The sequence below is a fragment of the Streptomyces sp. NBC_00400 genome, from assembly GCF_036048035.1.
Classification (GTDB): domain Bacteria; phylum Actinomycetota; class Actinomycetes; order Streptomycetales; family Streptomycetaceae; genus Streptomyces.
In genome coordinates, this window is sequence record NZ_CP107940.1 from 79,232 (window position 1) to 92,348 (window position 13,117).

General features: G+C 69.7%; 13 protein-coding genes and 3 pseudogenes. 9 read left to right on the plus strand and 7 right to left on the minus strand.

Annotation, left to right across the window (positions count from 1 at the left end; translation table 11 throughout):
- Positions 1-87: 87 nt before the first annotated feature.
- From OHS81_RS00355 to OHS81_RS00370, 4 genes and pseudogenes are all read right to left on the minus strand, one after another.
- Entirely contained in the window at positions 88-2,154 is a 2,067-nt protein-coding gene (locus OHS81_RS00355) for a SpoIIE family protein phosphatase (RefSeq protein ID WP_328381317.1), read from the minus strand.
- A gap of 145 nt (positions 2,155-2,299) precedes the next feature.
- Entirely contained in the window at positions 2,300-3,613 is a 1,314-nt protein-coding gene (locus OHS81_RS00360) for a HAMP domain-containing sensor histidine kinase (protein ID WP_328390809.1), read from the minus strand.
- Entirely contained in the window at positions 3,610-3,933 is a 324-nt protein-coding gene (locus OHS81_RS00365) for a hypothetical protein (RefSeq protein ID WP_328391700.1), read from the minus strand. Before OHS81_RS00365 ends, OHS81_RS00360 begins: the two co-directional genes overlap by 4 nt.
- A gap of 76 nt (positions 3,934-4,009) precedes the next feature.
- A pseudogene (locus tag OHS81_RS00370) lies at positions 4,010-4,473 on the minus strand (SCO6880 family protein); the annotation flags it as partial.
- A 317-nt stretch (positions 4,474-4,790) separates the two neighbouring features.
- Here OHS81_RS00370 and OHS81_RS00375 point away from each other — a divergent pair.
- The 6 genes from OHS81_RS00375 (at position 4,791) to OHS81_RS00400 (ending at position 7,695) form a co-directional block, all read left to right on the plus strand.
- Positions 4,791-5,243 carry a hypothetical protein gene (locus tag OHS81_RS00375; protein ID WP_328381318.1) on the plus strand — a complete coding sequence of 151 codons (453 nt, stop codon included), beginning with the start codon at positions 4,791-4,793 and terminating at the stop codon, positions 5,241-5,243.
- Between the two features lie 60 nt (positions 5,244-5,303).
- The gene (locus OHS81_RS00380) at positions 5,304-5,516 is read left to right on the plus strand and encodes a hypothetical protein (RefSeq protein ID WP_328381320.1); all 213 of its coding nucleotides are present in this window, start codon (positions 5,304-5,306) and stop codon (positions 5,514-5,516) included.
- Positions 5,513-5,710 (plus strand): DUF397 domain-containing protein, encoded by a 198-nt coding sequence (locus OHS81_RS00385; protein WP_328381321.1) that lies wholly within the window; start codon positions 5,513-5,515, stop codon positions 5,708-5,710. The genes OHS81_RS00380 and OHS81_RS00385 overlap by 4 nt, the downstream gene beginning before the upstream one ends.
- A 97-nt stretch (positions 5,711-5,807) precedes the next feature.
- Entirely contained in the window at positions 5,808-6,365 is a 558-nt protein-coding gene (locus OHS81_RS00390; RefSeq protein WP_328381323.1) for a hypothetical protein, read from the plus strand.
- Positions 6,366-6,419: 54 nt separating this feature from the next.
- Positions 6,420-6,998 (plus strand): restriction endonuclease, encoded by a 579-nt coding sequence (locus OHS81_RS00395; protein WP_328381324.1) that lies wholly within the window; start codon positions 6,420-6,422, stop codon positions 6,996-6,998.
- Positions 6,999-7,011: 13 nt separating this feature from the next.
- On the plus strand, positions 7,012-7,695 hold the full coding sequence (locus OHS81_RS00400) for an isochorismatase family cysteine hydrolase (RefSeq protein WP_328381326.1): 684 nt from the start codon (positions 7,012-7,014) through the stop codon (positions 7,693-7,695).
- Positions 7,696-7,776: 81 nt separating this feature from the next.
- Here the strand turns inward: OHS81_RS00400 and OHS81_RS37285 are convergent.
- Positions 7,777-7,956: pseudogene (locus OHS81_RS37285) on the minus strand (hypothetical protein); the annotation flags it as partial.
- A gap of 747 nt (positions 7,957-8,703) precedes the next feature.
- Here OHS81_RS37285 and OHS81_RS00410 point away from each other — a divergent pair.
- Entirely contained in the window at positions 8,704-8,934 is a 231-nt protein-coding gene (locus OHS81_RS00410) for a hypothetical protein (protein WP_328381328.1), read from the plus strand.
- 478 nt (positions 8,935-9,412) lie between these two features.
- Here OHS81_RS00410 and OHS81_RS00415 read toward each other — a convergent pair whose 3' ends face one another.
- Complete coding sequence (locus tag OHS81_RS00415) at positions 9,413-11,131, minus strand: IPT/TIG domain-containing protein (protein ID WP_328381329.1); 1,719 nt, start codon at positions 11,129-11,131, stop codon at positions 9,413-9,415.
- Positions 11,132-11,425: 294 nt separating this feature from the next.
- Here OHS81_RS00415 and OHS81_RS00420 point away from each other — a divergent pair.
- Together OHS81_RS00420 and OHS81_RS00425 are read left to right on the plus strand one after the other, a co-directional pair.
- Positions 11,426-11,671: pseudogene (locus OHS81_RS00420) on the plus strand (recombinase family protein); the annotation flags it as partial.
- A gap of 10 nt (positions 11,672-11,681) precedes the next feature.
- On the plus strand, positions 11,682-12,191 hold the full coding sequence (locus OHS81_RS00425; protein WP_328381331.1) for a recombinase family protein: 510 nt from the start codon (positions 11,682-11,684) through the stop codon (positions 12,189-12,191).
- Between the two features lie 135 nt (positions 12,192-12,326).
- On the opposite strand, the gene OHS81_RS00430 is transcribed toward OHS81_RS00425, so the two are convergent.
- On the minus strand, positions 12,327-13,097 hold the full coding sequence (locus OHS81_RS00430) for a transposase (protein ID WP_328381333.1): 771 nt from the start codon (positions 13,095-13,097) through the stop codon (positions 12,327-12,329).
- Positions 13,098-13,117: the final 20 nt, after the last annotated feature.

The window sequence follows — 13,117 nt, forward strand, 5'->3', positions numbered from 1 at the left end:
TTCCCCCCAATCCTGCTCCCCCTTCCCGGTGACGAGCCGGGCCGCGATGCACCCCGGCCGGTCGACGCTCGCTGCCGCTTCGGGACGTCACCGCTGCGCACGGTGCACCCGGGCGAGCAGCAGGACCGTGTCGTCGGCCGGGGAGCTCGGCAGGAGGCGGGCGAGGATACGGTCCGCCGTGTCTTCCAACGAGGCGGAGGTCCGGCCCAGTTCCGTGCGGAGGGTGTCCAGGCCCTCGTCGATGTCGTGGCCTCGTGACTCGATGAGGCCGTCGGTGTAGAGCACGAGGGTGGCGGCGTCGGGCAGCTCGATCTCCGTCGTCCGGAAGGGACAGCCGCCGACGCCGAGCGGCACTCCGAGCACGTCGTCGATGAGCTGGATCCGGCCGTCCGGGTGGCGGACAAGGGGCGGAGGGTGGCCGGCGCTGGCGATCCGGGTGCCTCCGGTGGCGGGGTCGTAGCGGATGTAGAGGCAGGTCGCGAGCTCGATGCCGGCCTCTTCGGCGCACTGGTCGAGTTCGGTGAGCAGCCCGTCCGGTTCCTGGTCGTGCCGGGCCAGCGCCTTGGCGGCGATGCGCAGCCTGCCCATCGCCGCGGCGGCCGACACTCCGTGTCCCATGACGTCACCGACGACCAGGGCAACGCGGCCGCCGGGCAGGGGAATCACGTCGTACCAGTCACCGCCGACCTCGGTGACGCGGCTGCCGGGCAGGTAGCGGTGAGCGATGCGCAGGTACGGGCCGGGGGCCAAAGCGGTGGGGAGCAGGGCCCGTTGGAGGGTGAGCGCGATGTTTCGCTCCCGGTTGTACAGCCGGGCGTTGTCCAGGCTCAGCGCCGCCCGGGAGGCGAGCTCGCCGGCCAGGCTGAGGTCCTGTTCGGTGAAGACCGGTCTGGCCGCCGACCGGCCGAAGACCGCGATCCCCTGGACCGTTCCCCGGGCGATGAGCGGAGCGAGGAGGAGGCAGGCCAGACCGCTGTCGGCCAACAGCCGGGCGCGGGTTTCGTTCAGCATGGTGCGGACCATGAACTCCTGGTTCACCGCTACACACAGGGGGCGGCCGGTCCGCAGCATCCGATGGATGGCGGAGCCCGGCGGGTAGTGCACGACGTCCACCCCGCTCACCAGCTCCGTCGCGGGCGGGGGAAGAACGGTGCCGTGGGCGATGCGGTGGGTGTCCACCGGCAGGGCGGGGTCGAACGCCGCGTGCTCGTCCCCCCACTCCACGAGCTCCACGACGGCCGCGTCGGAGAAGTCCGGGACCGCGGCGTCGACCAGTTCCTGGGCCGTGACCTGCACATCCAGGGTGGTGCCGATCCGGGCGGAGGCGCGGTTGAGCAGCGCCAGCCGCTGACGGGTCGCGGTTGCCTCCACGATGGCCTGCTCGCGGTCGGTCACATCCACCAGCAGGCCGCCCACTCCCTGGTGGGTGCCCACGGCCTGGGTGAGCGGGAAGAAACTCACCGACAGGACCTTGTCCCGGTCCGGGTGGCCCCGGGTGCGCATCCCCACCCGCACGCCCGTGACAGGTTTGCCCTCCGCGGCGACGGCGCGCAGCATGCGTTCGTACTCACCGCCGTCCGAAGTGATCATGATCTCGGCGAGGCGCCTTCCGAGATGTTCCTCGATGGGGAGTCCGTTCATGTCGGCGAGCGCCTGGTTGACGTGGAGGTAGCGCAGTTCCGCGTCGAACATGGCCAGGCCTATGGGGCAGGTCTCGAAGAGGGCGTCGAGGAAGGCGAGGTTGGTCTTCACCCGGTCCAGCTCGTCGCCGCGGCTCGCCAGCGCCATGATCACCGAGCGTCCCGCGGCGCCGGTCACCGGGAAGACGCGGAACCCGCAGTCGAGGACCGTGCCGTCCTGGTGCACGGCGTGCAGGCGGCCACGCCAGTACCCCAGGGTCCGGCCCCGCTCCGCCATACGGGCGCAGGCGTCGGGTCCTCCCCCGGGCGGCCCGGGGAGAAGGAGGGCACCGGGCTTCGTCAGCGCCTGGGCCGCGTGGTAGCCGAAGAGATCCCGGGCGCCCGGGCCCCAGTAGCAGATCCGGTTGTCGTCGTCGATGCCGAACACGGCGACGGCCACATGCTCCAGCAGCGAACCGGGCTCGGACCAGAGCGGACCACGAGCCCTCGCGTCGCTCGGCCGATCTGCTGGCACCGGCTTTCCCTTCCACCCGCCGCGCACGGTGGCGGTCCGCCCGCCGGACGGAGAGCGGCTCTCTTCATTCTGCGCTCGTCGCTCGGGCGCGGACACTCCGGCGGGGGGGGCGGGTACTGCGGGGCCGGGTACTGGCGGGACACCCTTAAGAGCTGCCGGTCCTCGTCGACGGGGAGCGCCGCGGTCCCGGGACCGACGGCGGCAGGACGAGCTCGGCGACGGCGCCGCCGTCCGGCGCGTTGGAGAAGCGCAGCGTGGCACCGAGGACACGGGCCTGTCCCATGGCGATGGTCAGCCCGAGGCCGTGGCCGGTCTTCCGGCCGCTTCCGGAACGGCTCCGGAACCGCTGGGGGCCGTGGTCGAGGAGGTGGCCCGGGTAGCCGTCCCCGTGGTCCCGTACGGTGATGACGCGGCCGTCGACGGTCAGGAGGACCGGCGGGCGGCCGTGCCCGTGGGCGTTGGAGACGAGCTTGCCCAGCACGCGCTGGAGCCTGCGCTGGTCGGTCTCCACCCGGGTGTCCCGCTCGGTACGGACCTCGGCCTGCAGCCCGGTGGCCAGCACCGCCCGCTCGGCCGGCGGTCCCAGTTGATGCACCTCGATATCGGCCTGCTCCACCTCCGCGTCGAGGCGGGAGATCTCCAGCAGGTCCTCGGTCAGCCGGCTCATGGTCCGGATCCGGTCCCGCACCAGCTCGGCCGGGCGGCCGGGGGGCAGCAGCTCCGCCGCGATCTGCAGGCCGGTCAGCGGGGTGCGCAGCTCATGGGCCACATCGGCGGTGAAGCACTGCTCGCTGTGCAGCTTGGTCTGCAGTGTGGCGGCCATCGCGTCGACTGCGGCCGCCACGGCGGCGGTCTCGTCCTGGGCGAAGGGGGCGCACAGGACGCGGGGGTCGTCCACCCGGGCGTCGAGATCGCCGGTGCTGATTCTGCGGGCCACCTGGGCGGTGTGGTGCAACCGACGGGTAATACGGGAGACGCCGAACAGCCCGACGGCGAGGGTGAGGGCGATCGCGAAAGCCGAGGAGCCGACGATGGTCCGGTCCAGTCCGCGGATCGCGGCGGCGCGCCGGCTGTAGTCGAGGTGGACGGCCAGCGCCTTGCCGTCGGCGGGGGTGACGGCCCACATCGCCGGGCGGCCCTGGTGGTCGGCGAGCTGTGTGCCGCGCTCGCCCCGCAGTGCCATGGCGCGGAGCGGGGCGGGGAGATCTGCGGGGTTCACCGCGGCGTCGCGGCCGAGGGGTTCCCCGGCGGCGTACGCCGTGGCGACGGAGTCCAGCTGCGACAGCGCCGCGCTGCGGGCCTGGCTTTCCGCCTGCCTGCCGACCAGGACGTGCACCAGGACCCCGACGACCGTCGCGAGGACGCAGCACATGACGATGACGAAGGCGGCGAACTTCCCGTGGAGCGTCGTCGTCCAGGCGGGCAGGCGCCGCCGCGTCCGGGGCCGGCCGGCGCTCATGGTGTGCGCTCCGGGGCGGGTGTGGCGGAGTGCGCTTGATCGAATTCCATCGACCGCAGGGCCATGGTCCGCGTCCGCGAGTCCCATGCGTAGACGGTGCGGGTGTCGTAGCCGGGCGTGCCGGTGGGCTCCCGCAGGATCAGATCGCCGTTCGCGATCTCCACCGACAGCGGTGTCGCGCCGGCGTCCATGATCCGGGTGACCTGCCCGTGGTCGAGCGTGAAGACCCACAGTGCCAGGGAGTGGTCCGGCGCCTCGATGCCGACGATGAGTTCGTCCTTGCCGTCCCCCGTCAGATCCCGGTATTGGGGCTTTCGCACCGGACAGTGCGCCGGCTCCGCGGCGCAGGCGTTGATCTTCCTCGTGGTGGCGGAGTCGAACTGCGGCCCGCCGCCGGAGCGCGAAGGCGCGGCTGGAGACGTGGGCGATGGCGGTCAGGGTCTGGCGGTGCGGGTCGTGGACGGCGGCGGCACCGGTGGCGGAGTCGCCGGGGGTGACGACGCGCAGCGAGGCGGCGGTGCCGGGCAGGTGCAGGATGCCGTTCTGGCGGGGCGGGTGACGGGCCGGGCGAGCCATAGGGTCTGGCCGGTGCGTCGCCGCTGGGCGAAGCGCTGGACGATCGGCGCCCAGTCGATCAGCGAGCGGCCGTGTCGGCGGATGGCGACCGAGGCAGCGACCGCGGCCCACAGCGGACTCAGGACGATGGCGCCGAGCAGTCCGGTGGAGACCACCGTGGCCAGCAGAAGCGCCAATGCGCAGGAGACCAGGCTGAGTTGGTGCAGCTTGAGGCCGAGCAGGATGCCGCGTCTCGACCTGTGGGGGAATTTGACGGTGAGGGGGGTGATGGTGAGGTCAGACAAGGGCCGTTCCGAGGGTGCGCGGGCGGTGGCCGGGGCGGCACCGCCGACGGCACAGCCGGCTTCCGCGAACGGGCCCCGTACGACCGGGTGGTGGCCTGGTGTACCCCGCCGCTGCTGCCGAAGGCATGGACGGATCAGGTCGCCGACGACGGGCTGATCGTCGCGCCGCTGCCGATCGCCGATGTGCCCAACATGACCGTGGTGGCCAAGGTCCGCGTCCGCGGCGGCGAGCCCATGGTGGAGGCGGTGTTCACCGGGGGGGGTATATCGAGGCGACCTCCTCCCCGAAAGGCGACCTCGACCTGCCCGGCCGGTGGGTGGACTGGGAGAACCGCATCCCCGGCCCCTCCTGGATCTCCCTCGCCTGTCGGGCACAGGACGACCGGTTGCACACCGGCGCCCGCACCGCCCTGGACAGGCTCCTGAACGCCGCGCACACCGAGCCGTACAAGGGCGGAAACGTAGACGTCGACTGGCCCAGCTGGCGCACCTTCGCCGCCGCCCTGGGCAACCCACAGCTGACAATGGCCGGGCTCCGACCGGACCTGTGGGCCATCGGCCACTCCACAAGCGAGACGGCCGCCGTGATCCAGCAAGACGGCATGGTCCTCGCCGACAGCCCCGGCTCCCCCTCGCTCTCTGCCCTGCGGGACTGGCTCACGGCCTGGGAGACCGCCGGCCGCCCGGCCCCTGAGGCCTTCACCCCAGCCCTCGTCCCCGCAGAAGACGGCCAGAGCCCGGCCGGCTGGCACCTGCAACTGTCCCGCTGAAATACGAGCGCGGCGAAGGACCAGGGCACGTGGTCGGCCAGCCATCTTCGCGGAGTCGAGGTGGCGCGTCGGGCTGGGCCTGGCGCCTCCAGTGGTGCGCTGCAGGTAAGACTGGGTGAGCTCGGCGGTTGGGTTCTGCGTCCGGCCGATGCTGCCACCGGGCACCTCCTTCTTAGCTGGTACGACGTGGCCTTCAATCACCTGCGCAGTCAGGCCCTCGACATCAAGCGCTCCCGCGCCTTCATCCGCGATGTGATCAAGGAGATCCGTTGAGTACCAACCCCCGTACCGAGCCCGTCTGGCGCAAGAGCAGCTACAGCAGCGGAGGCGGCAACTGCGTTGAGGTCACCTCCCTCGGCCCCGATGCCGTGGCCGTACGCGACTCGAAGGACCCGGCCCAGGGCTCGCTGTGCTTCTCCGGAACGGCATTCGCCACTTTCCTGCGCCTGTTGAACAGCTCGTCCTGACCGGCTTCGCCGGTAGCCCGGCGGGGCGGGTTGTTGCGTTCCATCCGTCTCCGCCGTTCCGTCCCCCGAGAGAGTGGCTGCACGGGAGAATGGGGGCATGCCTGCTGACCACACCCCCGTGATGGAGCTTTTGTACGCGTCCCACGCGGCCGCACAGCGAGAAGCCCCGGTGCGCCGGGGCGATGACCCTGCTTGCCAAGTCGTGCTCCGTGCCGCGAAGGCCGACGCGGACGACGGCGGCATGGAGCGGCTCACCAGCCTGGCACTGGGCACGGCCCTCTGCGCGAGCGACCTGACCGCGGTCCTGGCCGACCACAAGAACATCACCACGAAGCAGCTGATGGACGAGCTGGTGGCCGCCCGCCGCGACCAAGGCGCCGAGGACACCGCGATGCCGGACCTGCTGCTCGCTATGCGCGCGAAGGACCCGGACCAGGCCGTCGAGCTGCTCGGCAACCTCATCGCAGGCGACGACGACGTCTTCCTCGACCTGATCGTGGAGCTCGGCGGCTACGCCGCCACTTGTGTGTCGCTGCTGGCGATCCTTGAGGTCAGCCCCGTTGAGGACACCCTCGCCGAGCTGGCAGAGACGGTGCAGCAGTTCTTCGCCGACGAGCAGCCGCCCCGCACCGGGACCACGGGACAGCGCCGATAGCCCGTCCCCTGGGGAGAGAGAAAGCGGCGTAGCCACAGGGGAGGGGAGCACAGGATGGGCACGGTGCTGTTGGCGGCGTTAGCCGCGGTCGTACTCGCAGTCGTCGTCACGGGGCTCGTGCGCGCCGGGCGGCGCGAGGCGCGGGCGGAGAAGAAGCGGCTCGCCGAGGACGCGCGGCTCCAAACCCGGCGCTCCTTGGCAGCGGTGTGGGCGATGGACGACCGCGCCTTCGAGGAGTATGTCGCCGAGCTGTGCCGCCGCGACGGCTGCACCAAGGTGGAGCGCGTGGGTGGCTCGGGCGACCTCGGCGCTGACGTGATCGGCTACCTGCCCGACGGCAGGAAGATCGTCGTGCAATGCAAGAGGTTCGCCAAGCATCGATCGGTCGGAAGCCGCGACATCCAGACATTCAACGGCACGGCCCGCGCCGAACATGGCGCCGACGTGCCGGTGTTCGTGGCGTCCTGCGTCTTCACACGTCCGGCCCGGGACTTCGCCGCACGGCACGGCCTGTGCCTCATCGACGTCGACCTCCTCGGCTTCTGGAACAGCGGCACCACCCTCAGCTGTCTGGTGGAACTCGACATCGGTCGGTCCGGCACCAACCGCAAGCTCAGCCCCGACCACGACTGACGAGGACCCCGCCGTGCAGGACACCGAGACCCGCATCCACGCGTGGCGCATCGAGGAGCGCGAGTACCAGCGCCAGCAGGAGCGGCGCGGCCGCCGCTTCGCCTACCCGCGCCTCACACCCGCCCGCACCGTCCTGATCGTCATCGACATGGTGCCGTTTTTCGTCGACGCCAACCCCAACGCCCGAGGCATCACCCCGAACATCCAGCAACTCGCCGACCGGCTGCGGGCGGCCGGCGGGACCGTCGCCTGGGTCGTGCCCGCGCGCACCGAACGCACCCCGGTCGGCGACGAGTTCCACGGCCCCGAGGCCGCCGAGATGTACCGCAACTCCGGCGGCACCGGACCGCTTCCCGGCCGACTGTGGCCGGGCTTCACCACCGCCCCGGACGACATCTTCGTGGAGAAGAGCGCGCCGAGCGCCTTCTTCCCCGGCCGCTGCCCGCTCCCGGACCTCCTCCAGGAACGCGGCATCGACACCGTCCTGATCACGGGCACGGTCACCCAGGTGTGCTGCGAATCCTCAGCCCGCGACGCATGCACCCTCGGCTACCGGGTGGTGATGGTCGCCGACGCCAACGCGACCGGCCGCGACCAGGACCACAACGCCACGCTCGCCACGATCTACCGCTCCTTCGGCGACGTACGCCCCACCGCAGAGGTCCTCGATCTGATCGACGCAGCACCGGCGCCATGAGACCCCGCCGGCGTCCCAGACCCCGGCAGCAGCCAACTGCACGGCGTCGGGGGAACGCGCATGGCGCCCGGCCAGGGCCGGGTAAGGGAGCGAGGGGGCGGTTGCGCACAGACTGTCCGCGACGTGGGGCAGCAGGCCCATCATCACGAATTCCATGGTGCCGATACCGATGGCCGAAATCGCGAGCGTGAGCAGAGCCAAGGGGAACCGTCGGCGCGGATCAGCGAGCCACGCTTGTCCTTGCGCATATTTACCTTTCAACAGGCGAACGGTCCGCACCGCCTGGCCGCCGAATACCTGCGCGTCCTGGCCGACGTCGGCGGCCCTCCCGCCTCCGCCACAGCGATGACACTCCTCGTTTTTCAAGGGCTGAGGCAGTCCGCCCGCCGGGCCAGCATGGTGGGCTCTAGCCTGGTACTGGTGTCACTTCCGGACGAATCCTCCGAGGGCATCGAATGCTGCAACAACCATCAGCGACTGTGTGCCCACTTGCACCTTGAGGAGTACTGAGCGTGCTGATTCGAACGGCAGGTGTCGGCGGGGCAGGGAAACTGCCAGGGCGCCGAATGCTGCTGATGCCATGAGCAGGTACCAGGTAACTGAGCCCGAGACTACCGTGTCGCATGGGCCGTGGGTGATGCACCAGGCGGTGCCCGGGGTAAACAGGGCAAGGACTACAGCTACGACCAGGGTGGGCAGGAGGAGGCCCAGCGCCCATGCTGCCCCTTTTCGGATTTTGCGGTCGCGGGTAGTTGGGTCTGCCGCTGCTGTCTCTGCCGCCTCTAAATGCTCCATGCCGTCATTCAACAAGCAGGGGCCGGGCACAGGCATGAGTTGGAGAACCCAGCTCCTCTAGGTATGAGCGGCAGATTGAGGGTGAAGTAGAAGCAATGGCCCCGTGAAGGGGTGGCTCTCCGGGTGTGCGGGGATGGTCCGCCAGCGATGTCGCCCGACGGGCGGCGGCCCGCCTTGCGGCGCCCCACCCTGTCCGTGTTGGGGCCCGCGCCAGTGTGCAGCGCAGACGCACACTTCCGCGCCAGCCCGCCGGACCCGGGCGACGATGACCTCGACGACTTCCGCCGGCAGCAGCAGGAGGCTGACCTCGTGCACCGTCTGCTCGCGCTGATCAGCTACGCCGCCCACACCAGGAACAGTGATCTGACCGATCTCCCGGAGCTGGCCGACGCGATCTTCGACCTCCACAACGACTCGCAGCAGGCGACCAGGATCCGTCGCTGACTTCGACCACACGCGGCGGGCAATGGCACCGCTCTCATAGAGCAGGCTGGAGGCATGAGCAGCAGCTCGCCCCCGAGGGCGGTGTGGACCGGATCGGTAGCGTTCGGCCTGGTCGTTTCTCTGAACCTGCGTTGGCTTTGGTTGAGCTGTACGCGTTGATCCGCCGTGGTGCCCGTGTTGGCCTGCCGAACCGGTCCCTGCAGTACAAGCACGGAGTCGGCTTCCGCGTGATAGACCGCGACCACGTCGGTGTGGCCGGCACCAACCTCCGGTGACCAGGTTGATCGCGTTGCCTGGTCGGACGTACGGCGGCGAGTCGTTCGAGGTGATGGCTTCTCACGCTGTTCTGGTCTCATGTACGTCCGTACGGCGAGGTCAACCTCGACATGGCCGCACGCCTCGACCTGGCGGCCACGGTGCCCGGCCCCCGCGCTGCGGGTGGTGGAGAGCCGGCCAAGGAGCGTACGGACGCGTGAGGTCAGATGTCGGGCCCGGTGACGTAGGTGAAGGTTCCTGAAGGGGTGCCGCCGGGGCCCGTGACGGTGACGTCGACGGTGCCGTCGGTGCCGCTGGGCGGGGTGGTGGCGGTCAGGGTGGTGTCGGAGATGACCGCGAAGGCGGCCGGGGTTCCGTTGAAGGTGACCTGGTCGGTGTCGGCCAGGCCGGTGCCGATGATGGTCACTTCGGTGCCGCCGGTGGTGGGCCCGGTGTTGGGGCTGACGCTGGTGACGGTGGACGGGTCGAGGTACGTGTAGGAAAGGCCGTCGGTGGTTCCGCCGGGGGTGATCACGGTGACGGCGACGCCGCCCGGAGCCGGGGCACCGGCGGCCCTGACGGTGAGCTGGGTGTCGGAGACGGTTTGGATGACGGCTCGGGTGGCGCCGAAGTACACATTGATGGTCCCGGCGAGGTTGCGGCCGGTGATGACGATCTCCTGGTCGCTGCCTGCGACAGGGCCCGCGGCGGGGCTGATGCCGGTGAGGGCGGGGGGCGGCGTGTAGTAGAAGGTTCCCAGGGTTCCGGTGCCGCCTGCGGTAGTGACCGTCACGGGAACGGCACCGGATCCGGCGGGGGCGGTGACAGTGATCGAGGTCGCGGTGTCGGCGGTGATGACGGCCGGGGCGGTTCCGAAGTGCACGGCGGTGGCGTTGGCCAGGTGGTGGCCGGTGAGTGTCACGGGGGTCCCGCCCCCGGTGGAGCCGTGGTCGGGGATCACGGTCGTTGCCAGGACACCGACGGTGCCTGCGAGCGTATTGGTCACATACGCGTGCGTCCCGTCGGGAAAGAACGCGATGTCGGTGGGGCCGTCTCCCACACCGATGTTCTCCACGACGGTGTTGGTGGCGGTGTCGATCACGCTCACTGTGTCCGGTTCGGCGTTCGGCACGTACACGTGGGAGCCGTCCGGGCTGACCGCCGGCACACGCGGCTGGGCGCTGACACCGATCGAGGCAGTGACGGTGTTGGTTGCCGTGTCGATCACACTGAGAGTGGAGTCGCCGACGACCGTGACGTAGACACGGGTTCCGTCGGGGGTGACGGCCAGCAGGATGGGGAAGCTGCCCACGCTGATGGTGTCGGTGACCGTGTTGGTGGCGGTGTCGATCACGCTGACCGTGCCCGGGACCTGGTTGGCCACGTAGGCGCGGGTGCCGTCCGGGGTGATGACCACGCCGGTCGGCGCGTCACCCACGGTGATGCTGTCGGTGACCGTGTTCGTGGCGGTGTCGATCACACTGACGGTGGAGAAGCCGACGGTCACATAGACGCGGGTCCCGTCGGGGGTGATCGCCGCGACGGTCGTGGGATCACTTACCACGATGTCTGTGATGACGGAGTTCGTCGTGGTGTCGATGACACTGACAAGGGCGGCACCGGAGAAGGTCACGTAAGCGCGCGTCCCGTCCGGGGTGATCGCCACGAAAGTCGGCCCGGCGTTCGTAGGGATGGTGTTGGTGACGGTGTTGGTGACGGTGTCGATCACACTCACTGTGTTGGAGTCACGGTTGGCCACATAAGCACGGGCGCCGTCGGGCGTGAGAGTGATTCCCTGGGGCGTATCGCCTACGGGAATGACGGCCCCTGCCACGAACGCGGCTCTCAACCCGGAGCCGCGCGCCTGAGCCGGCAGCGGCGAATGCGGTGCGAGGGTGAACATGACACTCCCTGAGGTAGGTGGGACGCTCTTGTCCCACATCCGGAGATGTCTGCTCCACCACATGGGCCGGCAGCGGGCAGGCGACCGGCCGCGACCGGACCGGCGACATACACACCGTGCGAAGTACCCTCCGGATGAAGGCTTTTAACATTCGCGCCATTAGTCCGATTCTCCGATCACCGCTTTACCGAGAGCCAGTTCGCGTGACCGATCCCACCGAAGTTGGCCATCGCGGGGCAGCGGCAGCCCGTACCGCACCGCGGTGTTGGTGAATCGACCGATTGATGAGCAAGATCGGCAAGCGGCGGCGGGTGGCTGGATCGGCGCCGGATCATGCCCATAAAACGGTGTCAGAAAGTCGATGTGCTCAAGAACTCAAGGAGCACCCTTTTCTGCACTATCTGGCAGGTTCAGCCACCCCAAGACGACGACACCGCCGATCTCCTCGCCCCCGTTCCGGCCGTACGGACCGGCGGCCTCGTGGGATACGCACGTGTGTCCACCAAAGGGCAACTGCTCGACCGGCAGATCCACGCACTCACTGAAGCGGGGTGCATCCGGATCTTCGCCGACAAGAAGTCCGGCAAGAATGCCGAGCGCGAGGAACTGCGGAAAGCCCTCGACTACCTACGCGAGAGCGACACCCCTCGTCGTCCCGTCGCTGGACCGGCTCGGCCGCTCCATCCAGGACCTCATCGCCATCGTGTCCGGCCTGCGCAAGCGCGGTATCGGCTTGACTTCGCTGAATGAGGCGCTCGACACCACCACGCCCGGAGGGCGCCTGGTCTTCCACGTCTTCGCGGCCCTCGCCGAGTTCATCCGCGAACTCGGCGTCCAGGGCACCAACGAGGGCCTGGACGCCGCCCGCGCCCGCGGTGCCCGACTCGGCCGCGCGCCGGCGATGACTGATCAGCAGGTACGTCACGCCCGCGACCTGCTCGCCCGCCCGGAGAACGCCGTCACCTCGATCGCGAAGCTCCTCGGCGTCTCCAGGAACACGATCTACAACTACGTGCCCGAGCTGAAGGGCGGTCGCCTCGCACTCGCCGAGGCGACCAATACGCCGGAACTGCCCCGACCGACCAGGTCCGAGGACTGATCACCGCCGTTTGCGGCTGGTGACACGGTTCTTACCGGCACCTCTATTCGTGCGTCGCGGGGCGCTGAGTAGGAAGCCCTAAGGGTTGTCCCGTAATTGATCTTCGGCGTGCTGAGTGGCCTGCTGGTTTCTTCGTCACCCCGCGAGGGTGACGTTGTGCAGGCGGGCGATGCCGAGCATCGCGTGGTGAACGCCGTCGCCCTTGAGACGGCAGTCACGCAGGATCTTCCAGGTCTTCATGCGGGCGAAGGCATGCTCGGCTCGGGCGCGGACCTTGCGGTGGGAGGCGTTGTGCTCTTCCTTCCAGGCCGGGAGTTCGGCCTGGCCGCGTTCGTGGCGATGTGGGATGACCAGGCCGGTTCCCCGGTAGCCGCCGTCCGCGATGACCGTGGTGCGGCCGACGGCGTCCTTGGCACCGGACAGCTCCCACGCCTTACAGTCGTTGCGGTTGCCGGGCAGCGGCTGGCCGACGGCGACGACGAGCCGGGTGTCGGCATCGATCACGACCTGGTGGTTGGCCGAGTACCGGTAATTCTTCGACTGCTCGGCAACACTGTGATCACGTGTGGGGACCAAGGTGCCGTCCACGATCAGCACCGTGTCCTTGCGGAACCGCTTGCGTTGCTGGAGGGCGAGCTCGGGTCCGAGGTGGTCGATGACGCGGTCGGCCGCGGACTTGGACACCCCGAACAGCGGCGCCAGTTGGCGCAGGGTCAGGTTCGTCCGCCAGTAGGCGGCGACCAGCAGAACGCGGTCCTCCAGCGGCAGGCTCCACGGCCGGCCCTTGCGCACGGGATCTGCACCCTCTCGCCGCAACGCAGTGATCAGCTTGCCGAACTGACGCAGGCTCAGCCCGGTGAACGGGGCTATCCAAGACGGCTCCGACGCCGTGATCACACCAGCCACGGCAAGATCATCTCACCGTG